The organism is Mameliella sp. MMSF_3455 (assembly GCF_030733205.1).
Classification (GTDB): Bacteria; Pseudomonadota; Alphaproteobacteria; order Rhodobacterales; family Rhodobacteraceae; genus Antarctobacter.
Genome location: NZ_JASHJL010000032.1, coordinates 13,099 through 35,448 on the forward strand (window position 1 = coordinate 13,099; position 22,350 = coordinate 35,448).

A 22,350-nucleotide genomic window follows, 5' to 3' on the forward strand; every position below is an offset into this window, starting at 1 on the left:
GTGACATGAACATTCAGACTGAGATTACTAAAACATCCGGAGCGGATTACGACGCAGTCGTCATTGGCGCGGGCTTCGGCGGGCTTTACGCCGTCCACAAACTTCGCAACGAGCAGGGACTGAACGTCCGGGGCTATGACAGCGCCAGTGACGTTGGCGGCACCTGGTGGTGGAACCGATATCCCGGTGCGCTGTCGGACACGGAAAGCTATGTCTACCGCTATTCTTTTGACAAAGAGTTGCTTCAAAAAGGCCGCTGGAAAACGCGGTATCTGACCCAGCCCGAGATCCTCGAATACATGAACGAGGTGGCGGATCATCTCGATCTCCGACGCAGCTACAAGTTCGACACCAAGGTGGACGGCGCGCACTATAATGAAAAAACCGGTCTCTGGAACGTGATCACTGATAGTGGTGAGACAGTTACCGCCAAATACCTTGTCACTGGCCTCGGTCTCTTGTCCGCAACGAATGTTCCAAAATTCAAGGGCATCGATGATTTCAAAGGCCGTATCTTACACACAGGTGCCTGGCCCGAGGGAGTGGACTTGAGCAACAAACGCGTGGGCATTATCGGCACCGGCTCGACGGGTGTTCAGGTTATCACTGCAACGGCACCAATTGCAAAACACCTGACTGTTTTTCAGCGCTCTGCACAATATGTCGTGCCGATTGGGAACACCCCGCAAGACGATGCTACCATCGCCGAGCAAAAGGCGAACTACGATAATATCTGGAATCAAGTGAAGAATTCTGTTGTGGCCTTCGGCTTCGAAGAAAGCGCCGAACCCGCCGAAACCGCCTCGCCCGAGGAACGGGAGCGGGTCTTCGAAGCCGCCTGGCAGCGCGGCGGTGGTTTCTATTTCATGTTTGGCACCTTTTGCGATATTGCGACCAGCCAAGTGGCCAATGATGCGGCCGCTGACTTCATCAAGGGCAAAATCAAGAAAATCGTGAAGGACCCCAAGGTCGCAGAGAAACTGACGCCGAAGGACCTTTACGCCAAGCGCCCGCTTTGCGGAAACAACTATTACGAGGTCTACAACCGAGACAACGTGACCCTCGCCGACGTGAAGGCCGATCCGATCGCAGAGTTCACTCCGAACGGCATTCGTCTCGAAAGCGGCGAGGAGCATGAGCTTGACATCGTAATCTTTGCCACTGGTTTCGATGCGGTCGACGGCAATTACGTCAAAATGGACCTCCGCGGACGCGGAGGCGTGACCATGCGCGACACTTGGAAGGAAGGCCCACTCGGTTACCTCGGCATGATGGAGGTAGACTTCCCTAACTTCTTCATGATCCTTGGCCCTAATGGCCCCTTCACTAACCTGCCCCCCAGCATTGAGACGCAAGTTGAATGGATCGCTGACACGATTTGCGCAATGGAAAAAGAGGGGGTTCAAAGTGTGGAGCCAACCGTGGAAGCGCGCGATGCTTGGGTTCGCACCTGTCGTGAAATCGCCGACATGACACTCTTCCCCAAAGCTGAAAGCTGGATCTTCGGCGCAAATATCCCCGGAAAGAAGAATGCAGTAATGTTCTACATGGCCGGGATTGGCAATTACCGAAATGCCATTAATGCAGTGAAGGAGGAAGGTTATACATCCCTGATCCGCAACCGCACTGCCGAGAAGGTGTAAAGAATTCCGCCGGGCATCAAGAATCCCCGGCGGAACCAATTAAATTTGTTCATGAAAACTAGGGAGAGAGATTTGGGAAGGGTATTCGGAAAAGTCGCACTGGTAACAGGTGGAGCGATGGGCATGGGAAAAGCCCATTGTGAAACGCTGGCACGTGAAGGTGCGCATGTATTTGTAACCGACCGTGACACGGAAGCGGCTGAAAGCGTAGTGAAAGGTATCATTGAAGCCGGAGGGAAGGCGGAATTCATTCAACATGACGTGACGCTTGAAGAAGATTGGAAGAATGTCATCTCTACGGTGCAATCAAGTGCTGGTCGGCTTGATGTGCTAGTGAACAACGCTGGCATTCTCATTCTTAAGCCGCTCCACGAAACCTCGCCTGACGAATTTGACATGACGTTCAACGTCAATGTACGCGGTATTTATCTCGGCATCCGAGCCGCGGTTCCATTGATGAAAGAGGCCGAAAAGGCATCTATTATCAATATTTCTTCAATCTATGGGATTGTTGGAGCCGCTTCGGCGGGAGCCTACATTGGATCCAAAGGCGCCGTACGGATGTTGACGAAATCCTGCGCAGTCGACCTGGCTGAAAGTGGCATACGCGTGAATTCGATCCATCCCGGTGTCATCGATACTCCCATGACAAAAGATCTGCTACACGCCGACGAAGTTACCCGGCAGGCAATTCTGGGGGCGACGCTGCTCAAGCGACCAAGCAAACCTGAAGAGGTTTCGAATGCGGTCCTGTTCCTCGCATCGGATGAGTCATCGTTCGTTCACGGAGCAGAGATTGTAGTAGATGGCGGTTATACTGCGAATTGACAGGGACCCATCCCGAGTAACGGCTCGGAATCCGGGCCGTTACCACCATTGCAAATTTTGAAAACGATAAAAGCCAATGAAAATAATTGCTCCTATAAAACGCCTAATTGACCACAACGTGAAGGTTCGCGTTAAGGCGGACGGGAGCGGAGTTGATCTCGCGAATGTGAAGATGTCGATGAACCCGTTCGACGAGATTGCGGTCGAAGAGGCGATCCGGCTGAAGGAAGCGGGCAAGGCGGACGAGGTTGTCGTCGTCTCGATCGGCGTGAAGCAGGCGCAGGAAACGCTGCGCACGGCGCTGGCGATGGGCGCGGACCGGGCGATCCTGGTTGTGGCCGCCGATGACGTGCACCAGGACATCGAGCCGCTGGCGGTGGCCAAGATCCTGAAGGCCGTGATCGACGCCGAGGCGCCGGGCCTGGTGATCGCGGGCAAGCAGGCGATCGACAATGACATGAACGCCACCGGCCAGATGCTGGCGGCGCTGCTGGGCTGGGGCCAGGCGACCTATGCCTCCGAGGTCGGGATCGAAGGCGATCATGCCGTCGTGACCCGCGAAGTGGATGGCGGGTTGCAGACGATCAAGGTCAAGCTGCCGGCGATCGTCACCGCCGATTTGCGCCTGAACGAGCCGCGCTATGCCTCGCTGCCCAACATCATGAAGGCCAAGAAGAAGCCGCTGGATGAGAAGACCGCCGCCGATTACGGCGTCGATGTCACCCCGCGCCTGGAGATTGTGAAAACCGCCGAGCCCGCCGCACGGTCGGCAGGCGAGATGGTCGGCTCGGTCGACGAGCTGGTGTCGAAACTGAAAGAAAAGGGGATCGTGTAATGGCTGTTCTTCTCCTTGCAGAAATCGCCGGTGGCGCGCTGGCGCTGGACGCCACCGCCAAGGCGGTGACCGCTGCCAAATCGCTGGGCGATGTGACCGTTCTGGTTGCGGGCCCTGCTGCTGCGGGTCAGGCCGCGTCGCAGATCGACGGCGTGGCGAAGGTTGTGGTCGCGGATGACGCGGCCTACGCCAACGGCCTGGCCGAGCCGGTCGCCGATCTGGTGGTCAGCCTGGCAGGCAATTATGAACATATCGTTGCTCCCTCCACGGCAAGCGCGAAAAACATCCTGCCGCGCGTTGCGGCGCTGCTGGATGTGATGGTTCTGTCGGACGTGACGGCCATCCTGGACGGGTCCACGTTCGAGCGCCCGATCTACGCGGGCAACGCGATGCAGACGGTAAAGTCCAACGATTCCAAGAAGTTACTGACCGTCCGCACCACCGCCTTCGACGCGGCTGGCCAGGGTGGCTCGGCCGCCGTCGAGGCCATCGCAGCAGCCGGCAACGCGGGCCTGAGCGCCTGGGTCGAGGACAAGGTCGCGGCGTCGGATCGTCCGGAACTGACCTCGGCCAAGGTCGTGGTCTCGGGCGGGCGCGGCGTCGGTTCCGAGGAAAATTTCGCGATTATTGAAGCACTTGCGGACAAACTGGGTGCTGCCGTCGGCGCCTCGCGCGCGGCGGTGGATAGCGGGTTCGCACCGAACGACTGGCAGGTCGGCCAGACCGGCAAGGTCGTGGCGCCCGAGCTGTACATCGCGGTCGGGATTTCCGGGGCAATTCAACACCTTGCAGGCATGAAGGACAGCAAGGTCATCGTCGCCATCAACAAGGATGAAGAGGCCCAGATCTTCCAGGTCGCCGACTACGGCCTGGTCGCAGACCTGCTCGACGCCGTCCCGGATATGACAAAGGCACTCTAAGAATGACAAACGTCTACATCTGCGATTACATCCGCACACCAATTGGTCGCTATGGCGGCGCGCTTTCTTCTGTGCGAGCCGACGATCTTGGTGCAATCCCACTCAGGGCCCTGGCCAGCCGAAACCCGAAGCTAGATCTAGCGGCCATTGACGAAGTGATTTTCGGCTGCGCCAACCAGGCGGGCGAGGACAACCGCAACGTCGCACGCATGTCGCTGCTACTCGCGGGATTTCCGGATTGTGTCCCTGGCACGACGATGAACCGGTTGTGCGGATCGGGTATGGACGCCGTAATCACAGCCGCCCGCGCGATCAAAGCTGGAGAAGCCGATCTCATTGTTGCTGGCGGTGTGGAAAGCATGTCTCGTGCTCCGTTTGTGATGCCAAAAGCTACAACTGCATTCTCGCGCGAGAATAGTGTGGAAGACACCACCATCGGCTGGCGCTTCGTCAATAGACTGATGAAGAGCCAATACGGCGTCGACAGTATGCCTGAAACGGCCGAAAACGTGGCTGAAGTCTTCGGCATCAACCGCGCCGACCAAGATGCTTTCGCCCTACATTCCCAGCAAAAGGCGAGCGTTGCTATGGCGAACGGTCGTTTGGCCCGTGAAATTGTCCCGGTAGAGATTCCTCAGCGAAAGGGGGAGCCAAAGATCGTCGTACAGGATGAACACCCTCGCGCGAGTACGACTTTGGAAGCGCTCGCCCAACTGAAAACTTTCGTAAAAGCGGATGGCACGGTAACCGCAGGGAATTCTTCAGGCGTGAACGATGGTGCCGCAGCATTGATCCTTGCCACCAGCGACGTCGCAAAAAAATTTGGCCTCACGCCGGTCGCAAGGGTCTTGGGCGGCGCAACCGCCGGCGTTGCACCGCGCATCATGGGTTTCGGGCCGGCACCGGCGTCGAAAAAGCTGATGGCGCGACTTGGACTGAAACAAGAAGACTTCTCGGTGATCGAACTTAACGAAGCCTTTGCTTCGCAGGGTCTGGCCACACTACGGCACCTGGGGATCGCGGATGATGATGCCCGCGTGAACCCAAACGGCGGCGCTATTGCTCTCGGCCATCCGCTTGGCATGTCGGGTGCCCGCATCACCGGCTCAGCGATGCTGGACCTCAAACCTGGAGAAAAGTCGTTGTCGACCATGTGTATTGGCGTGGGACAGGGAATTGCAATCGCACTCGAAGCTGTCTGAGGTGCCGTGACAGCCTAAAAATTACCATAATCATGATTACGCGATTATTGGTCGACCCCAAATTTTCCGTGTAGAATTCGCCCTCTACCACCTCCCTGTGGGCGATACCCTGGCGGTACCGGAACCTCTCTCCGGTGCCGCCCTTTCCTGAAAGAACGATTGAACGGCCCATAATGTTTGCGAGACGGATCATCACGTGACCTGCGTTTCGGCAGGCATTCCATTCCGGCGATCTCGCGCCATCCCAAGATTTCTTCTCTGCACTTCCGAATGTAACATATATCGCGTGGCGATATTTCGCGCATCGTGTCCGTTTCAACGGCATGAACTTGCGGGACCGTGTAGCACTAAACATCCAGGAATTGAGACGCGCCCGCAGCCTCAGCCAGGAGGAGCTTGCTCATCGGGCCGATGTGAGTCGCGGCCATATGGGCAAGCTCGAGAACGCCAAGTTCGCGGCCTCCCTCGACCTTCTCGAACGTATCGCCAAAGCACTGAACGTAGATCCAGCAGAGCTCTTCACAAAACGCTAGCCAGTTTTTGCCAGCCCCTGATGCGTCCTGGAGCGGAACGTCTCAAGAGGTAGTCAAATGGAGTGCAGAGAGTTCGATGGGTAAGAAGAAGACAGGCTGGCCCTTCCAGAACGGGTTTCTGAACGACGGTGCGCAGGAGATTCACCTGTTCACCGATTACCGTTGGAATGATGGCTCGGTGAGCCGCCGCTGGCATGTCGATCCAGAACGCTTTGATGCTTGTCTGGTCGAGCTTCGCCCAGTTTCCCTGAAGGCATCAGACCGTTCGGATCAGTAGGAGAACCACTCCGAGTGGCCCATGTTGCCCTCGTAGTCGCCGTATTCAACCATGATACTGCGCAAATAGAAGTACGAGGAACCTCCGCCGGTCGGATAGGCGATCTCCTGACCGCCTTCCGATACGAATGCCTCGGGCCAGGGCGTGTGGGATCGGTAGACCCGCTGGATGTACCGGCAGGTGCGGTTCTCTCGGTCGCAGGAACGGAGAGACCAGTCCCAATACTGTTCACCTCCCCTTTCTCTATAGGCTTGACCGGTGAACCAGATCACATGGGTGCGGTTCAGCCATTCGTATTCGGGCAGAGTGGTGTCGAGCTCGCCCTCCCCGCCGGGCCCGCCCAGCTCGACCGGCACATGTGCGAAGGTGCAGACCCCGAAGGGCGGCAGGCTCGGCCAGGGCGTGATGCGGCGGATCATAGTGCGATAGGCCCGTGCACAGACTGCGCTCGGGGGGAAGCCGCCAGCCATGCAGAGCATGATGGCGCAGTCGATGTCATAGGCCTGCGCCTTCCCCGGGGCTCCGAACACCGCCATCACCCCCATCGCCGCTGCCATCGCCTGTCGCTTCATGTCGCTCTCCCGCAAAAGTTGCGCAGACTATCGCGCAATATGTATTTATCTGCAATATGTCGTATTGACTCCATATGACTTTATGGATTTAAGCGCAGGAAGTAGAAGGGCTCTCGTGGGGAGAGTCCGAACATGCCGATAGCGCGCAACCAGATCCTGATCACCATCGATGGTGTCAAAGACCTGTCCGAACAGGGCATCGCGTTCCGCTGCCGGTATGAACTCGTGGGGTTCACGGACGATGGCAAGCCGCGCTACCAGTGCATCTACCTGCGCGAGGGTGAGCCGGAAGCCATTCTGGTCTCGACCCGGATCACCCCGCACGGGCCTGAGCCGCGGTATTTCAACATATGGCCAGGGCTCTTCAAACATCATCTCGAGTTCGGTGACGGGCGCGATCTGCGCTTTGGTCCTGACTACAGCATCACCCTCGAGGAGCGCGGCTGACGTTATCGCCTTCGGCCGCGACGGCACAGCCCGGACTTCGGGCTGGACCTTTCACGGTGAGCGCCCTGCCTGGGCTGGTTTGGAACATAGCGCTGAAGCCGAGGTCGTTCTGGCCTCGTTGGACGCCACGCCGCCTTCCAGTCGCGACGACACCCTCTCCCTGATCCGCACGACTGCCGTCCGCCACCAGGGGAACCGTGCCCTGCGGCAGGTCAGCCTTGATGCGGACGACTGGCAAATTCTGTTCCGCGCCCTGGTCGAGGCTGAAAGCAGCTACAACCCGACCGCCGTCAGCCCGAAGGATGCCTATGGTCTTGGCCAGCTGATGCCGGATACTGCCCGTGCGCTCGGCGTCGATCCGCGCGATCCCTCCCAGAACCTCGACGGCGCGGCGCGGTATCTGCTCGCACAACTCGGAACGTTCAAGGACATCGACTTGGCGCTCGCGGCCTACAATGCCGGACCGCACCGGGTGGTCGAGTATTCCGGCATCCCGCCTTTCATCGAGACCCGCGACTACATCGCGCGCATCCACCGGATCCGGTCCCGACTTGCGGGTACACCTGTTTCCGCGCCGGACATCCGCGTCGCAGACCGGGTTCCAGCCCGCGCGCCGGTCCTCATCGATCTTCAGTAAAACAAGGGAACTTCGCATGCTCAGACATTGCCTCAGCCGCCTCTTGCCCATCGCCACAACCTTGGCGGCTCTCGCAACGCCCGCTCTCGCGCAGGACTTGTCACCGATCCAGACCATGCTGGAAACCGTCGAGGCCGCGCTGACCGGTCCCATCGGGATCGCGGTTGCCACGCTCGCGGTCATCGGCACCGGATTCATGTGCATGATGGGGCGGCTCAACTGGGGCTGGTTCGCCTCGGTCATCATCGGGATCGTGCTGATCTTCTCGGCCGGTACCATCGTCGACGGCTTCTCCTGAGATCCGAGTAGAGCAGTGGCAGAACGATCCCCCCTTTTTCTGGGCCTCGCCCGTCCGCCCAAGTATCTGGGTCTCCCTGTCGGATACCTCGTGGTGCTGACGACCGGGGTCGTTCTGCCGTTCATCTGGACGAAGTCGATGGTCTTCTTCCTGATTGGTCTCGTCGCCTATCCGATCCTCTGGTTTGTCGCCGACCGCGAGCCGCATTTCTTCGAGGTCCTGCGCGTCTCCTATGGATCAGTGCGTCCGACGAAGAACAGGGCCCTGCATGGAGGCGACAGCTTTGGCGCTTGATGCGGGCACACTTTCCACTTTTGGGGCCGCCCTGCATCAAGCAGGCGGGGGGGAGTTCACGCGGGAGAGTTATCTCGCCGAGCACCTGCCGTATTTCGCGCTCGCGGCTGACGACGTCATGGTACTGCGCGAGGGCGACCTTATGGCGACCCTCCGCCTCGACGGGCTCAACCCGATGACCACGGAAGATGCCCGGCTCGACGCGCTCAAGCGTGCAGTCGCTGCCATCGTCGCCCAGACCGGCAACGCCTTCGGCTTCTACATTCACCGCATCTCCGTGCCGCAGGATCTCGGAATGCGCCCCCTCGAGGGGGACAGCTTCGCCGCCGCGATCGATGCGCGCTGGCAGGCCCATGTCAAAGACCTGCGCCCGGCCAAGCGCCAACTCTATCTCAGCGTCATCCGGCGGCCCGATATCTCGGCCCGCATTCCCCTCCTGCGTGCGCTGGCCCGCAAGGCCTGGGTCAAGGACCGCGCGACACGCCTGCAGGAGTTGAACGAGGTCATGGGCTTCTTCGAGGTAGCGCTTGCCTCGGCCAACCCCGTCAGGCTCACGAAGTCGGGCGGTGAATGGCTGGGCTACCTCAATACGCTGAACGCCGGCAGCTTCTCCCCCATCGCCTTCGGGCAGAGCGCCCTACCCCTCTCGCACACCCTGAGCAACTGTCGCGCGACCTTCGACGGCGATGTCGTCACCCTGACCGACGCCGTGACCGGCCAGGTCAAATACGGCGCACTCTTTTCGATGAAAACCTATCCGGCGCTCACGGACGTCACGCTGCTCGACGCGCTCGACCTGCCTCTCGACATCGTGCTGACCAACTCCTTCAGCCCGATCCCGAACAACATCATGGCCGAGCGCATCCAGCGCATCATCCGCCAGATGCACGCCTCCGACGATGCCGCCGTCTCTCTGCGCGAACAACTGGGCCAGGCCGCCGACGATCAGGAGGCGGGACGGATCGCCTTTGGCGATCATCACCTGTCGATCGCCGTCTATGCGCCCGACCGCGATACGCTTGAGCGCGCTGCAGCCCAGATCAAGCGCGTGGGCCAGGAAATCATGTCGGTGATCGTGCGCGAGAACATGGCGCTGAAAGCCACCTACTTCGCACAATCCCCCGGCAACTTTGGCTATCGCGCTCGCAAAACTCCGATCTCCTCGATCAACTTCGCGGATTTCGCCGCCCTGCATGGCAGCGTCGAGGGGCGCGGCCCCAACCAATCGCCCTGGGGCCAGACCATCTCGGTCCTGCCAACCGTCGGCACCTCGGGCTATCGGTTCAATTTTCACGAGGCGGGCAACCCGGGCAAGGAACCGACCGTCGGCCATACGCTCGTGCTGGGGCGCACCGGCACCGGCAAGACGCTCACCACCGCCTTCCTCGCAGCCCAAGCGCAGCGGGTCGGCGCGCGGCTTTTCTTCTTCGACAAGGATCGCGGCCTCGAGATGGCGGTCCGCGCGCTTGGCGGGCGCTACAACGAGATCCGCGCTGGCGTGCCGACGGGCCTGAACCCGCTGATGACCGAGATCGACGAACGGGGCCGCGCCTGGCTCTCGGACTGGCTGGCGACCCTTCTTTCCCGGGGCGGAACCCTCACGGGCGAACAATCCCGCCATATCCAGAGCGCGGTCGCGCAAAATGCCTATGCCGAGGGCTCGCTCCGGCGCTTCGCGAGTTTCGAGACGCTGTTTCAATCGCTCGACGACGATGGCGAGCTACAGTCCCGCGTCGCCGAATGGGCCCCGGGCGGCCGCTATGGCTGGGTCTTCGACGAGCCGGAACATGGTGCCGGGCTCGAACTGGCCTCCGACATCATCGGCTTCGACATGACCGAGATTCTCGACATGACCACCGAGCGGATGGCGGTGCTCTCCTACATCTTCCGCCAGATCGAACGTGTGGTCGAGGATCGCCGCCCCACCATCATCGTCCTCGACGAGGCCTGGAAGCTGCTTGACGATCCCTACTTCGGCGCGCGGCTGGAAAACTGGCTGGTGACGCTGCGCAAGATGAACTGCGTCGTGATCATGATGACGCAGTATCCGAGCCAGCTGCGCGATAGCCGCGTCGGCAAGACCATCGTCGAGACGGTCCCGACCCAGATCCTCTTCCCGAACGACCGTGCCACGATCTCCGATTACGACTTTCTGCGCGTGAACGCCAAGGAGGCTGCCCTCCTCGTGCAGCCCACAATCGGCCAGCGCATCGCGCTCGTGCGCTCGGCGGGCGACAGCGTCTTTGTCGATGCCGATCTCTCCGCCCTCGGCACCCTCCTCCCCATCCTTGGCGGCGGCGCCACCGGCGAGGCCCGTGTGCCCGCCGATTGGCGCGCCAATCCTGATTTCTGGAGACATGTTATATGAATTCGAAACCTCTCCTCGCGCTTTGCGCCGCCGGAAGCCTTCTTTCGGCTTGCGAGAAATACACCGAGAAATCCTCGCCCTGCTTCGGACGCAATGGCGAGCCGCAGGTGACAAGGTCCGCCCTGTCCTTCTCGACCATGGGCGCGCCGGCTCACGCAATGGCCAAGCCCGACTGCACCTTCGAGCCCCTGCCCCGTCCGGAATGAGCCGCGTCGCGATCATATCCGCCGGTTTCTGCCTCGGCCTCAGCACCCTGCCCGCGATCGCCCAGGGCGTGCCGACGCAGGACAATTCCGCGATCGGGCGCGCCATCGCCCGGGTGGCCGCACTGGCCGAGGATCTGGGCGTCCAGCAGGACAAGGATCGCACCGAGACGACCCTGGCCGATGTCCAGGCTGACCAGTTGCGTGTGCTCGAAGAGATGACCACAGCGATCACCGGTCCCGGCGTCGATATCCGCGCGCTCGAGGGCAATGCGGATTTCGGAGTAGCGGCGGTCTACCCGAACACCGACCCGAGCCCGATGAACAGCCGCCTCTTCGGCGACGGTCGCGAGACGGTCGAGATGATGATCGTCGAGGTGGCGGGCGAATTCGCAGGCGCGCCAGGTGTGGCCCGAGCAGGTCTCTCGGCCACCCAGTGGCGCTGTCTCTTCCAGGCCCTGATCAAGCAGGAAAGCCGCTTCAACGTCGCCGCCGAAAGTCCGGTCGGGGCTTATGGGTTGACCCAGCTCATGCCCGGCACCGCCTCCGATCTTGGCGTCGACCGCTATAATGTCAAAGACAACCTGCGCGGCGGCGCGCGCTACATCACCACCCAGCTCAATCGCTTCGGCAACATCCCCCATGCGCTCGCGGCCTATAACGCGGGTCCGGGACGCGTGATCGAATATGGTGGCGTGCCGCCCTTTGCCGAGACCCAAGGCTATGTGCGCAACATCTCCAAGTTTTACAACGAATACCTTGCCGTGGTCGGCGGCGCCGATGCGCTCGGCACGCTCTCGCCCTCGGACTTTGCGCTGGCCGAGTATGCCAGCATCTCCGAGGCCGGCGTCTATTACGCCGCCGACAGTTCCGCCACCACAGAGCAGGTCATCAATCGCCTGCGCGCGATCATCCTGCAGATCGACGCGCAACCCAATGCCAAGGCGGCCTGGGAGCTCAACACCTACGCCAAGGCCGAGATCGGTCGCATCCTCAACCTCCGCGTCCGGCTGATGGCGGCAAACCAGCAGCGCGAGGCGGCCTATGCGCAGCACCTCGTCGCTGACCGGCTGGCCGAGCGCGACTTCATGCAAATGGGAGTTCCCGAATGAGACAGCTTCTCCTGACCGTGGCTGCGGTCACCACGCTTGGGTTTTCCTCGCCCGCAGCGGCCCAAGGTGTGCCAACCTTCGATGGTTCGCAGCTTGGACAACTGGTCGCGCAACTCGAGCACATGGCCGAAGATCTGAACGTCCAGATGCAGCAGCTCGCCACCATGCGGCTGGAACTGGAAACCCAACTGTCGCAGCTCACAAACCTCGAGGCGCAACTGACCTCGCTGATCGAGGGCAGCGGGTTGGGTGAGCTCTTCGCCACGGTCGAAGAATTCCGCGCACTGCGCGGCAAGTTGGTCGCCCCGCTCAACACCGCGCAATCTCTGGCGAGCGGCGATTTCCTGAGCGGCTTCAATCCCGGTGCGGAACTCACAGCCTCGGTCGAGCGGGTTTTGTCTGGCAGCGGTTTCACCTCGGAGCGCCTGAGCACGCTTTCGGGCTCCGATCAGCCCGCCGACAACCGGATCGCCACTTCGGCCGGGGCCAGCGCCATGCTGTCCGTCGCAGCCCAGGAAAGCCATGAAGAAGCGGGCCAAAGCCTCGAGCGGCTCGAGACCATGGTCGGGCTGATCGACGATCAGGACGGGCTGAAGGCCGCCGTCGATCTCAACACCCGCGTCACGGCAGAGCTCGGCATCATCCTGACCCAGATCTGGCGGCTGGAAGCGGCCCAGGGCGTCAGCGCCGGCCAACTTGGCGTCGTCGATGCAGCCACCCTCGCGGATGAACGCAAGTTCCGCTCGATGGCGGTGGATCCATGAGAATGTCCAAGCGCACCCCGAGCCGCTTCACATTGATGGAAGCCGGTCTCCTCAGCCTTTCACTTGTCATTCCGGTCGGTCTTCTCGTCTTGCCCGACCCGGCCTCGGGTCAGGACCGGCCCTTCACCTCGATGGAGATCGTACGGGATGAAGAGGACGAATGCCGCGTCCCAAAGCCGCCTGTTGATCTCGCCGAGACCGCTTACTTGCGCAATGGCTACCGCGCGATCCTGCGCATCCTGATCGCCGAGGAAGCCCTCGCCTCGGAGAGCTGCACCTGCCTGCTGGACCAGTTCAGCTGGGATCAGGCCTTGGGCGCCCTGCCCCGGTTCAAGACCTCGGACAATCCGCGTCTGCCCTTCAACGTGCTGGACCTCTACGCCAAAGCCGACGCGCTCGAGGCTCAACTTGCAGAAGGTTGCGCAGAGTAAATGGGCGTTATTCGCGACATCCTGGGACAGGTCGACGCCGCGGTGAACACCGTGGCGCAGGACGGCTTTGTCTCCTCGGCGGCCTCGGTCGGCAACGTCATCTCGGCGGGCGCGACCCTCCTCCTCGTCCTTCTGGGCATCAACGCGGTCATGCAGCTGCGCCCCCTGCCCTTCGGCACCGGCTTTGCCTTCGGGGTGAAGGTGGCACTGGTAGGGATATTCGCGCAAAGTTGGGACAATTTCAGCGTCATCTATGACATCGTCACACGCGTGCCCGACTCCGTCGGCGCCTCGATCCTGGCCCTCACCGGGTCCGGCGACGAGGCCGGGGTCTATGAGAGCCTCGACAACATGGTCGCCCGCATCACCGCCTATGGCGATACGATCGGGGACCGTGCGGGCTGGGTTTTCGGCGCGGTCCTGGGTGCCATCTTCTTCGTCCTCTCCGCCGTCTTTGCCGCCGTCACCGCCGGGATCATCGCCTTCGCCCGCATCGTCTTCGCGCTGATGATCGTGATCGCCCCCTTCATGATCGTGACCTCGCTCTTCAAGCCGACCCAGTCGCTCTTCGAGGCCTGGACCCGCGCTACCATCGGCTATGCGCTCATGCCGGTCGCTGCCGCAGGGGCCGCCGGCATCATCGTCGCCATCGCCGAGGCCATCGGGGACGCCTCCGCCGATCCGGGCGATGTCGAGACGGTCAGCCTCATCCTGCCCTTCCTCGTCATCCTGATCCTCAGCGCCGGGATCATGGCCTCGGTCCCCTACATCGCCTCCAACCTCACCGGCGTTGTCGGCATTGCCTCCAACGCCGTGGGTCTGACCGGCCTCGCACGCCAGGGTTTCGTGAACACGCGCCAGTACGGCACGGGCACCACCTCCCGCCTCGTCACCGGCAAGTCGCCGCAGGAGCTGAACCAGATGGCCAATGCGGGCGTGGTGAAAACTGGCGAGTTGATCCGGCAAAGCCCCGGCGCGCTTCTCTCCGCCGCCAAATCCTTCCGCAAACCCTGATTTGAAAGACGACTGACTTGAAGACAACCGTAACCAGTTCTGCGAGCCAAGACTGCGACGCTTTCGAGGCGGATTTCATCTTCGGGCCACGGCGGCGCGAGCGCTTTGCCTGGTTCGTCGCGGCGGCGGGCGTGCTGGTCGGCGTGGCCGGCATGGTCGCGGGCGCGAGCCTCTTTCCCCTCAAATCGACCGAGACCTTCGTGGTCGTGGTCGACAAGGAAACCGGCGAGATGGACCGGGTCGCGGCCGTGCAGGCGCTGACCCTTTCCGAAAGTGACGCGATCATCCAGGCCAATCTCGTGGCCTATGTCGATGATCGGGAAACCTATGACCTGACCGATGGCGAGCAACGCATCAACTCGGTGCTGGACCGCTCGGACGGTGACGCTGCCCGCACGCTGCGCGATCTCTGGTCCTCGACCAACGAGGATTACCCGATCACCGTTTACGGCCGCGACGCCAAGATCGAGGTGGTGATCAAATCCGTGAATCAGATCGAGCGCGGCGTGGCGCAGGTGCGCTTCACCCGCACGCTGCGCCGTCCCCGCGACACCCGCACTGTCACCCGGTCCTATGTCGCCACCGTCGGCTACGACTTCCAACCCGAAACCCGCCAGCGCCTTCAGGACGTCTGGGCCAACCCCTTGGGCTTCGTGGTGACCTCCTACCGCGTCGATGCCGAGACCCTGGAGAACTGACCAGTATGAAATCCCTGCCCGCGCTCCTCCTGGCGCTTGCCCTTCCTGTTGCCGCCCTTGCCGAGGCCACGCCGCAAGGCGGCCCGCTCGATATCCGCATCCGCACCGCCGTCTATAATGAGAACCAGGTCTACCGGATCGAGACCGATCTGCGGCATTCGACCACGATTCATTTCGGGGCGGGCGAGCGGTTTGAAGCAGTGATTGTTGGCGACACCGAAAGCTTCCAGGTCGATCCGATCCCCGAGCTGGGCAACGTGCTGACCATCAAACCGCATGTGGCCAATGCCTCGACCAACATGACGGTGATCACCAACCGACGCACCTATTCGTTCCATCTGCGCGAAGGCTCGATCCCGAACCGCACCGGCATGTTCTTCGAAGTGCGCTTCCGCTACCCCGACGAGGAGCGCCGCGCGGCGGGTTCCACCCAGCCCAAGGGATTTGAGGCCCCGCGCAATTACAACTACCGCGTCTCAGGCGAAGGCGACTTCCGCCCCAGCCATATCTACGACGACGGGCGCTATACGTATTTCGTCTTCCCGGAGAACGGTCGCCAGCCTGCCTTCTTCAAGGCCGATGACCAAGGCCGTGAGCGCACTGTGAACTGGACGCAGGCAGGCAACACCGTCCGCGTGCTCGGGGTGAACACCTACTGGACGCTGCGCATCGGCGATGAGGCGATCTGCGCCTGGCGCGACGAGAGCGCGATCTACGTGAGCAACTGACCATGGCCGATCAAACCCCTCCCGACCTGCAGGACCGCCTCGATCAATTTAGCCAGCGCGGCAAATCCAAACGCCGGGGCAACAGCCTCGGGGTCGGCGCGCTCGCCGCCGCCCTCGCGCTCGGCGGCGCCGGGGTCGCGTATTTCCTCGCAACCGGGTTGCAGGAAGGTGACAGCGCGCTGGAGACCTCCGATGTCGAGACCTTTCAGGACCGCCGCCCCGGCACGGGCGGGCGGTTGGAGTTTCCGCCAGATGAGGCCGAACAACGGATCAATGACGCGCTGATCGCTGTCGAGGAGGCGCTCGACGTGCCCGCGGCCCCTGCCCCGGAGGCAAGCGCCGAGGTGCTGGCCGAGATCGCCAAGCTGCGCGAGGCACTGGCCGCCAGCCAGGCCGCCCGCAACTCGGAAATCCAATCCGCCGTTGCTGACCTGCGCGAGGCCTTCGACGAACAGAAGGCCGCACTCGAATCCATGCTGGCAGCAAAGGAGGCCGAGCTTGCCAACCTGCAACGCCAGACCGAGTCCCGTATCGCCGGGTTGCAAGCCATGCTCGATGCCGAGAGGGCGCAGCGGGAAGGGCTCGAGGCCGAGCTCGACCGCGAAGGGCTGATCGCTGACCAGCGCCTGCTCGAGGAACGCCGCAGGCAGGAAGAGGAACAGCGTCAGCGCGAGGCCGAGCGGGTTGCAGAGGAGCTTCTGACCGCGCAGATCAAATCTCCCGCCGTGGTATATGCCGACGGGCCGCGCGGCAGCGCGAGTGGCGCGGCAGTGGCCGAACCTACCGCCGCTGCTGGTGCCGGGGGGCCGGTGCTCTCAGGCAATGAGGCGTTCCTGCAGAGCGCGCGACCGCTCGAGGTGCAGGAGGCCACTCGTCTCACCCATCCCGAGCGCACGCTGACCCAAGGGTCCGTCATCCAGGCCGCGCTTCAGACCGCCATCAACAGCGATCTGCCGGGCTCCGTTGTCGCGGTCGTCTCCGAGCCGGTTCCGGCGTTCTCCGGGGACCGGGTTCTGATCCCCCGGGGTTCCCGCCTTTTTGGCCAATACCGCTCCGGCATCGAGATGCACCAGAAGCGCATCCTGATCCTCTGGACCCGCGTCCTGACCCCGGACGGCACCTCGATGGAAATCGCCGCCGTCGGCGGGGACCAGCTCGGCCGGTCGGGCCTCACCGGCCTCGTCGATACCAAGTTCGCCGAGCGCTTTGGCGGGGCGGCTCTGATTTCCGTGATCGGGGCGGCGCCTGCGGTCGCGGCCGAGAGTGCCAACAATGAAACCACCAGCATTGTCCTGGGAGATGTCGGCAGCGACCTGCAGGACGCGGTCGGGTCGGTCATCGCCGATCAGGTCTCGATCGCGCCGACGATCTATGTCGATCAGGGGGCCTCGGTCACCGTGCTCGTGGATCGGGATGTGGTGATTTATTGACCCGGACAGAAAGCCCAGCCTCCTATCTCGAGCGATATCTCGATCCGTTCCGCGACCTTCTGCGGCGCGACGACGTGGTCGAGATCGCGGTCAACCCGGACGGCAAGGTCTGGCTCGAGGTCGCGGGCGACGCCACGATGCGCCACGAAGGCCAGACCGTGGATCGCACCACCGCCCTCAACATGGCCCAGACCATCGTCGGCGACGCCAAGGCCCGCGTCTCTGAAAAGAACCCGCTCGTGTCCGGCAAGGTGGAATATGCGGGCCGCCCCCTCCGGGTCCAGGTCGCCGTGCCGCCCGCCATCGACCGCGGTGCCTCGATCACCATCCGACTTTTCGCCTCGGGCAGCGTCCGGGACTACGCCCCGGCCTATCTCTTCGGCAAGGCCGTCTCGCTCGATGCGCTCCGCGCCGAGAAGATGAAAAACATCGCCAGTCTCGCAGAAGAAAACCTCGAGGTCGCGCTGCAGACCCTCGTCGAGGCGCGGCTCAACGTCCTGATCAGCGGCGGCACCTCGACCGGCAAGACCACTTTCGCCCGCCATCTTCTGACCCATATCACTGAGCACGAACGCCTGATCACCATCGAGGACGCCTTCGAGCTATTCCCCGCCCAACCGAACACCGTCGCCCTCCTGGCCGACCGCGGAACCGGTTCGCAACGCAGCGCCAATGCCCTCCTTCAGGCCTCCCTCCGCATGCGCCCCGACCGGATCATCGTCGGTGAGTTGCGCGGGGCCGAGGCCCTGACCTATCTCGAGGCCATCAACACTGGCCATGGTGGGTCGGTCTCCACGATCCACGCCGAAACCGCGGAACTCGCCATCGACCGGCTGGCGATCATGGTGCTGCAGGCCGGCACACCGCTGACCTTCGCTGAAGTGCGGGAGTACATCCGGAAATCCATTGATGTGATCGTGCAGCTGGGGCGGGCCGAGGGCAAACGGGGGATCACTGAGTTCTATCTGCCTGGAAGCAGAAACCAGCCGCCGCCTTGAGGCTCGTTAGCAGAACTGGGTCTCCGGAACCATAATGCGTGGGCACTGCTGATGTCATAGTACTTTAGGCGGTTTCGGCATCTTTCCCCGTCGAAAACGGAACAATCTTGCATAGCGAACACAGGTTCACTCGCGGCTCAGCCTTACCCTCAGTCAATCTTTCAACTGAAGTTTCCTTGCCGGCCATCAGGTCTGAAACCGCCAACATGAAAGCATCCTTGTCGGCTGCTTGCATCGCTCCACGGGCACCTTCAAATCCGCAGTTCAACGCCGCCGCCGCTTGCCCTCTTCGAAGTGCGTCAGAGATTAACCTCGGCGTCCAGGATACAGGGTTCATACTGCCCTGGTTGCCAAGTTCACTCAACAGTATTGCGGTACACCAATCACCTGAACCTGCCGCATCAAGAAAATATGGCGCCTCGAAAGCATCAAGTTCGAACCAATCCCAGCCAAGGCGAAATTCCAAGCCTCGCGGTCCTAAGGTTTGAATGATGAGATTTGGCCCAGTGAGATCACGGATTTCATTGATGTGACCGAGCCTATCTTCGGCAAACTTTAGGACGTGACAAACATCTATTGCCTTTTGAAATTGGCTCTCATCCCCTATGGAAGACGGCTCAAAGAGGACTAGACCTCCACTTTCGCGTACCCAAGAGGCAAGCTTCAGGGCGCTCGGAGACACGCGGTCAAAGAAAAAGATATCGGGAACGCAATCACTATCCAATACCGGCTGGATTTGTCGGATCGTCGTTGATCTGAACCTTGGAAGCCAACCGCCGCAATCCGGGCAAGTCAACACATAACGATGTGACCTGTGGCCTTCAGCATCTACCTTGAATTTCTGAACGACAACTGGCGTGGAGACCGACTGTTCTTGCCATACAAAGTCAGTTTTAACGCCGTCGAACTGAAGGTCGTGAACAACGAAGTCTCCCGGTTCATCACATCCAAGTCGCGCCACAGGAAACGAATCCCAACCCAGCCAGCTCAACAAGGCCATAACATTCCCGCACGAACCGCCTGCCGAAGCAAAGGTCGCCTCAAGGCCCTCCACAACATCCATGGCCACGAAGCCTGTTCCCATGGCCCGTAACCCGATGGCTTCCTGTTTCTTGTCGTCGATCATCGTTCCCAGTCCCCACGAAGCCACATAGATGAGAGCTGGTACTCCGTGTCTGATTCTATGACAGGATCGGAGTAGTCTGCTGTTTCTACATACAAAACACCCACTGACATACGATCTCCTGCGATAGCCCCGTACCTATGGTCATAGCACGCCAACAAGGCGCCGACCGATAAAAGCTTGGAAGATAATGGTGACACGAAAGCCTTGCAACCGCCAAGTTCGCTCAGTGCCCGCCGATACCGGTCCATGGCGGCAAATATCTGCTTGTAAGCTTCGAACGGATTATACTCTGATGCTCTTAGAATGTTGCCTGGTTCGACTTGGAACTCTTCGAACAAGAGTTGCCGATGCTCCCGAATGATCTCGTCTCCGCGTCGTGGTTCTCTAGTTGGAAAAGGGATCACGGGGCAAATCTCGTCAGGGTTCAATTTGTCTCGGATGCGCGACAGCCTAATTCCTTGCTGTTCGCCGAGCACCGGAAACCATACCCGAGGAATCTGATCGGTCGATTCACTATCAAGCTGCCCGCCAAAACCGATCACGTTGGTGACGTCATCACGGAGCGTACCTCGCGCGGCGCCGATGTCAGCCGACACGCTCTCGGCGGTCGTCACATGGAGATTTACGTCCGGTCCATCTACACTCATTTTGTCAAGCTCGTGGAGCAGAGATGCGACCGCCGTTAGCGCCACCATCCTGGGCATAGCGCTAATGTCCACCACAACGTCAGTATACACGCCCAAAGAACCCGCGGCGCGCAATGCCTGCCGCACGTTCCTAGAAGTGGCGTTACCTTTCCCGGAGCGTCCGAGTGAGACCTCAATCTCGCGAATCTTCGATGCGCCGACCAAAGCTTCGAGTTTTTTAACGTTTTCGAGAGTGAGCTGGATTCTTAATTCGCTGTCTTGGAAGCCGTTGTCGAAGGCAAGCAACCAAACATCGACTTCCCCACCAAACTCCACGATCTTATCCAAAACAGATAGAGCCCTCGGGTCGTACCCACGCCCAAGCACAAACAAGAAACGCTTGGAAGGTTCATTTGCGTATTTCTGCCAAAAGGCATCAAAATCCTCACCCTGACGGAAGATATAGGGGTCCCAACGCATGATAGTGACCTCGCTAGACAAGCCTCGGCTCCCTGTCCGACTGCTCCCCTATGTCGCCGAGCTCCATCCAGCGATGAAGTGTTCCAAGCGATTGCTCACGCCAGCCCCCATATCCAAGCGGCAGGCCAAATTTCACACATAGCAATCTGTTCAGATAGAAAACCATGTAGGATTTTCCCTTCGCCTTCCGATCCAAATGCGGGGTAATCAAGTTATGCGCAACTAGGGAAGTGACGACATTTCGCAATTGAAGAAGATGCTTGATCTTTTTTTCATCTTCATTTGCCAGCGTATTTCGATCCTGCATGGATATCGCAAACCCGGTGACTCCCGGCATATAGGGAGCGGTTGGGCGAAAGGTCTGATCACGGCAGTATTTGCCAAGAGCTTCCAGAAATCTCTTTGCATCGTAGCCCTGGGGCAGGCGCCGGACCAAGCCTTCCCATCTTAACTCGGCGACTTCACGAATTATCGCATCCTGTCGTTCTGCTGACAACGAACGCGGAATGCTCCTTGGACCGGTGATCTTTGCAGAAATCTCTTCGAACAACGCTCCAGCTACCTCAAGATACTGATCGATGTTCGAACTCGCCACTGCCGCTAGCGTGTCTTTTCCAAAGTACAGCGGAGTTTCCATTTCGGTTCTTAGGAAATGCTCAGCGGCCCTCGAAACGGCCTTTTCCTTTTCATCGAGTTCATCAGCCGGCAGAACGTCGAATGCGAATGACGCCTGGCTCCGCCTTAGGTCCCGCTCGATCAGGATCTCTGTGGACCGCCACTTAATAGCTGATGAAATCGCATCTCTGCGATCTTCTCGAGCGGCAGAAATCCATTCTTCATAGCGGCTATCACCGGCGGTCTTCTCGACAAGTCGCGTCTCGATCTCGGATGACTTCTCGCCGTATCTATTCTCACCTTGCGCCAGCTCTTCCTCGTTTGCTACCAAAGGGAAGAACTCTCTCCCTTCAAAACCGTCCGCCTTGGATGCCCTGAGATTGGCAATTTGCTCGGCAAATCGCGTGAAACCAGATGACCGCTTTCCGGACCACTGTGTTTCAAGCTGGATGACGGAGTCGTAATCGCGTTTCTCCAAGGCACCTTCGGTCAACAAGTCTTGGTGGCTCATCGCATCGAGGCGCTCGGCAATCCAAATACCGCAGGGCTCCCGTGCATTGGTTACAAGGTTTATCAGACTTTTGCGTTGCGCATTGTCCAAGAATTGAAGTTCGTCGAAAAGGAGAATTCGTCGGGACCGAACCTCTCCGCGCCCATCGAACATTCTCGCCCGGGCAAACCACTTGAGACTGTCGAGCCTTGTATGGCCACCTTGGAGTGCATCTGGCTCCCCTAGATCATCCATCGTGTCATAAAAATTGCGTTCGATCTCAGAAGCCCATTCGAACAGCTCTGTTCCACTCGCGGATGCAGGCACAGTTGCTCCAGACTCTGGTTCCCAAGTGACTCGCAATGTTTTCAGATCATCCGGATATAGTCGTCCACTTTGATCAAGGAGTGATCGGAGCGTCGCGATGACGATTCTAGAATCCAGAAGCGATCTGAATAACCCATTGCCGCGATCGATCTGCGCCAAATCTTGATACTCTGTCGAGAACGAAATCATGGCACCAAGCAACTTGGCTCCGTTTTCATCTACGGCACCGAGATTACTCAAGACATCGAACGTTGGCTTGACCTGCTGATCTTCCCGCAACGACACAACGAGCTCGAGCGGGCGCGGCAGCATCATTCGCAGCAAGGTTGTCTTTCCGCCCCCAGGAGCGCTTCGAAAGAAGACTAGTCCGGAAAACGGATCTTCTTTGTCGTCGACGACATCCAAAGCTCCAGGCCCGAACAGTCTGACGAACTGTTCATCACTCACCGAACGC

Annotated in this window: 25 protein-coding genes; 21 read left to right on the forward strand and 4 right to left on the reverse strand. The window is 60.4% G+C overall.

Annotated elements, in window-relative coordinates; translation table 11 throughout:
* Positions 1 to 5: 5 nt before the first annotated feature.
* The 7 genes from RBB42_RS19985 to RBB42_RS20015 all read left to right on the forward strand — a co-directional run bounded on the left by RBB42_RS19985 (position 6) and on the right by RBB42_RS20015 (position 6,238).
* Positions 6 to 1,643, forward strand: a complete 1,638-nt coding sequence (locus RBB42_RS19985) for a flavin-containing monooxygenase (protein WP_071974431.1) — start codon at positions 6 to 8, stop codon at positions 1,641 to 1,643.
* A 51-nt stretch (positions 1,644 to 1,694) separates the two neighbouring features.
* Positions 1,695 to 2,471, forward strand: a complete 777-nt coding sequence (locus tag RBB42_RS19990; protein ID WP_009827024.1) for an SDR family NAD(P)-dependent oxidoreductase — start codon at positions 1,695 to 1,697, stop codon at positions 2,469 to 2,471.
* Between the two features lie 76 nt (positions 2,472 to 2,547).
* A complete protein-coding gene (locus RBB42_RS19995; protein ID WP_009827023.1) occupies positions 2,548 to 3,306 on the forward strand; it encodes an electron transfer flavoprotein subunit beta/FixA family protein in 759 nt (252 codons plus the stop codon).
* Positions 3,306 to 4,226, forward strand: coding sequence for an FAD-binding protein (locus tag RBB42_RS20000; RefSeq protein ID WP_071974432.1), 921 nt, complete (start codon positions 3,306 to 3,308; stop codon positions 4,224 to 4,226). Before RBB42_RS19995 ends, RBB42_RS20000 begins: the two co-directional genes overlap by 1 nt.
* 2 nt (positions 4,227 to 4,228) lie before the next feature.
* On the forward strand, positions 4,229 to 5,428 hold the full coding sequence (gene pcaF / locus RBB42_RS20005; protein WP_071974433.1) for a 3-oxoadipyl-CoA thiolase: 1,200 nt from the start codon (positions 4,229 to 4,231) through the stop codon (positions 5,426 to 5,428).
* 323 nt (positions 5,429 to 5,751) lie between these two features.
* Positions 5,752 to 5,961 (forward strand): helix-turn-helix domain-containing protein, encoded by a 210-nt coding sequence (locus RBB42_RS20010; RefSeq protein ID WP_007120600.1) that lies wholly within the window; start codon positions 5,752 to 5,754, stop codon positions 5,959 to 5,961.
* Positions 5,962 to 6,037: 76 nt separating this feature from the next.
* Positions 6,038 to 6,238 (forward strand): hypothetical protein, encoded by a 201-nt coding sequence (locus tag RBB42_RS20015; protein WP_007120601.1) that lies wholly within the window; start codon positions 6,038 to 6,040, stop codon positions 6,236 to 6,238.
* Here RBB42_RS20015 and RBB42_RS20020 read toward each other — a convergent pair.
* The gene (locus tag RBB42_RS20020) at positions 6,232 to 6,810 is read right to left on the reverse strand and encodes a hypothetical protein (RefSeq protein WP_007120602.1); all 579 of its coding nucleotides are present in this window, start codon (positions 6,808 to 6,810) and stop codon (positions 6,232 to 6,234) included. The two genes, RBB42_RS20015 and RBB42_RS20020, sit on opposite strands and share 7 nt — an antisense overlap.
* A 132-nt stretch (positions 6,811 to 6,942) precedes the next feature.
* Here RBB42_RS20020 and RBB42_RS20025 point away from each other — a divergent pair, with 132 nt between their 5' ends.
* The 14 genes from RBB42_RS20025 (at position 6,943) to virB11 (ending at position 18,232) form a co-directional block, all read left to right on the forward strand.
* The gene (locus RBB42_RS20025) at positions 6,943 to 7,257 is read left to right on the forward strand and encodes a hypothetical protein (RefSeq protein WP_007120603.1); all 315 of its coding nucleotides are present in this window, start codon (positions 6,943 to 6,945) and stop codon (positions 7,255 to 7,257) included.
* A 79-nt stretch (positions 7,258 to 7,336) separates the two neighbouring features.
* Positions 7,337 to 7,894: a lytic transglycosylase domain-containing protein gene (locus RBB42_RS20030; protein WP_007120604.1), complete on the forward strand. Its 558-nt coding sequence runs from the start codon at positions 7,337 to 7,339 to the stop codon at positions 7,892 to 7,894.
* A gap of 16 nt (positions 7,895 to 7,910) precedes the next feature.
* A complete protein-coding gene (locus tag RBB42_RS20035) occupies positions 7,911 to 8,192 on the forward strand; it encodes a TrbC/VirB2 family protein (RefSeq protein WP_040609066.1) in 282 nt (93 codons plus the stop codon).
* A 15-nt stretch (positions 8,193 to 8,207) separates the two neighbouring features.
* Positions 8,208 to 8,486, forward strand: a complete 279-nt coding sequence (locus tag RBB42_RS20040; RefSeq protein WP_040609064.1) for a VirB3 family type IV secretion system protein — start codon at positions 8,208 to 8,210, stop codon at positions 8,484 to 8,486.
* Positions 8,461 to 10,854, forward strand: coding sequence for a VirB4 family type IV secretion/conjugal transfer ATPase (locus RBB42_RS20045; protein WP_172839585.1), 2,394 nt, complete (start codon positions 8,461 to 8,463; stop codon positions 10,852 to 10,854). The genes RBB42_RS20040 and RBB42_RS20045 overlap by 26 nt, the downstream gene beginning before the upstream one ends.
* Positions 10,851 to 11,060 (forward strand): hypothetical protein, encoded by a 210-nt coding sequence (locus RBB42_RS20050; protein WP_009804202.1) that lies wholly within the window; start codon positions 10,851 to 10,853, stop codon positions 11,058 to 11,060. Before RBB42_RS20045 ends, RBB42_RS20050 begins: the two co-directional genes overlap by 4 nt.
* Positions 11,057 to 12,169: a lytic transglycosylase domain-containing protein gene (locus RBB42_RS20055; protein ID WP_009804201.1), complete on the forward strand. Its 1,113-nt coding sequence runs from the start codon at positions 11,057 to 11,059 to the stop codon at positions 12,167 to 12,169. The genes RBB42_RS20050 and RBB42_RS20055 overlap by 4 nt, the downstream gene beginning before the upstream one ends.
* Positions 12,166 to 12,933 (forward strand): type IV secretion system protein, encoded by a 768-nt coding sequence (locus RBB42_RS20060; protein ID WP_071974400.1) that lies wholly within the window; start codon positions 12,166 to 12,168, stop codon positions 12,931 to 12,933. The genes RBB42_RS20055 and RBB42_RS20060 overlap by 4 nt, the downstream gene beginning before the upstream one ends.
* Positions 12,934 to 12,935: 2 nt before the next feature.
* The gene (locus RBB42_RS20065; protein WP_232786401.1) at positions 12,936 to 13,364 is read left to right on the forward strand and encodes a hypothetical protein; all 429 of its coding nucleotides are present in this window, start codon (positions 12,936 to 12,938) and stop codon (positions 13,362 to 13,364) included.
* Complete coding sequence (locus tag RBB42_RS20070; RefSeq protein ID WP_071974401.1) at positions 13,365 to 14,378, forward strand: TrbL/VirB6 family protein; 1,014 nt, start codon at positions 13,365 to 13,367, stop codon at positions 14,376 to 14,378. It begins immediately after the preceding gene.
* Between the two features lie 17 nt (positions 14,379 to 14,395).
* A complete protein-coding gene (locus tag RBB42_RS20075) occupies positions 14,396 to 15,076 on the forward strand; it encodes a VirB8 family type IV secretion system protein (RefSeq protein ID WP_071974402.1) in 681 nt (226 codons plus the stop codon).
* A gap of 5 nt (positions 15,077 to 15,081) precedes the next feature.
* Positions 15,082 to 15,804 carry a TrbG/VirB9 family P-type conjugative transfer protein gene (locus tag RBB42_RS20080; RefSeq protein WP_071974403.1) on the forward strand — a complete coding sequence of 241 codons (723 nt, stop codon included), beginning with the start codon at positions 15,082 to 15,084 and terminating at the stop codon, positions 15,802 to 15,804.
* A 2-nt stretch (positions 15,805 to 15,806) separates the two neighbouring features.
* The gene (locus RBB42_RS20085) at positions 15,807 to 17,234 is read left to right on the forward strand and encodes a TraB/TrbI/VirB10 family type IV secretion system protein (protein WP_071974404.1); all 1,428 of its coding nucleotides are present in this window, start codon (positions 15,807 to 15,809) and stop codon (positions 17,232 to 17,234) included.
* A 59-nt stretch (positions 17,235 to 17,293) separates the two neighbouring features.
* Positions 17,294 to 18,232, forward strand: a complete 939-nt coding sequence (gene virB11, locus RBB42_RS20090; protein WP_172720912.1) for a P-type DNA transfer ATPase VirB11 — start codon at positions 17,294 to 17,296, stop codon at positions 18,230 to 18,232.
* 64 nt (positions 18,233 to 18,296) lie between these two features.
* Here the strand turns inward: virB11 and RBB42_RS20095 are convergent, their stop codons facing one another.
* Genes RBB42_RS20095 through RBB42_RS20105 form a run of 3 tightly spaced genes read right to left on the reverse strand, consistent with a single transcriptional unit; the run spans position 18,297 to position 22,301 of the window.
* Positions 18,297 to 19,358 (reverse strand): carbohydrate kinase family protein, encoded by a 1,062-nt coding sequence (locus RBB42_RS20095; protein ID WP_067267214.1) that lies wholly within the window; start codon positions 19,356 to 19,358, stop codon positions 18,297 to 18,299.
* Positions 19,355 to 20,464, reverse strand: a complete 1,110-nt coding sequence (locus RBB42_RS20100; RefSeq protein WP_100161458.1) for a hypothetical protein — start codon at positions 20,462 to 20,464, stop codon at positions 19,355 to 19,357. Before RBB42_RS20100 ends, RBB42_RS20095 begins: the two co-directional genes overlap by 4 nt.
* Positions 20,465 to 20,477: 13 nt before the next feature.
* Positions 20,478 to 22,301: an ORC-CDC6 family AAA ATPase gene (locus RBB42_RS20105; protein ID WP_306043815.1), complete on the reverse strand. Its 1,824-nt coding sequence runs from the start codon at positions 22,299 to 22,301 to the stop codon at positions 20,478 to 20,480.
* Positions 22,302 to 22,350: the final 49 nt, after the last annotated feature.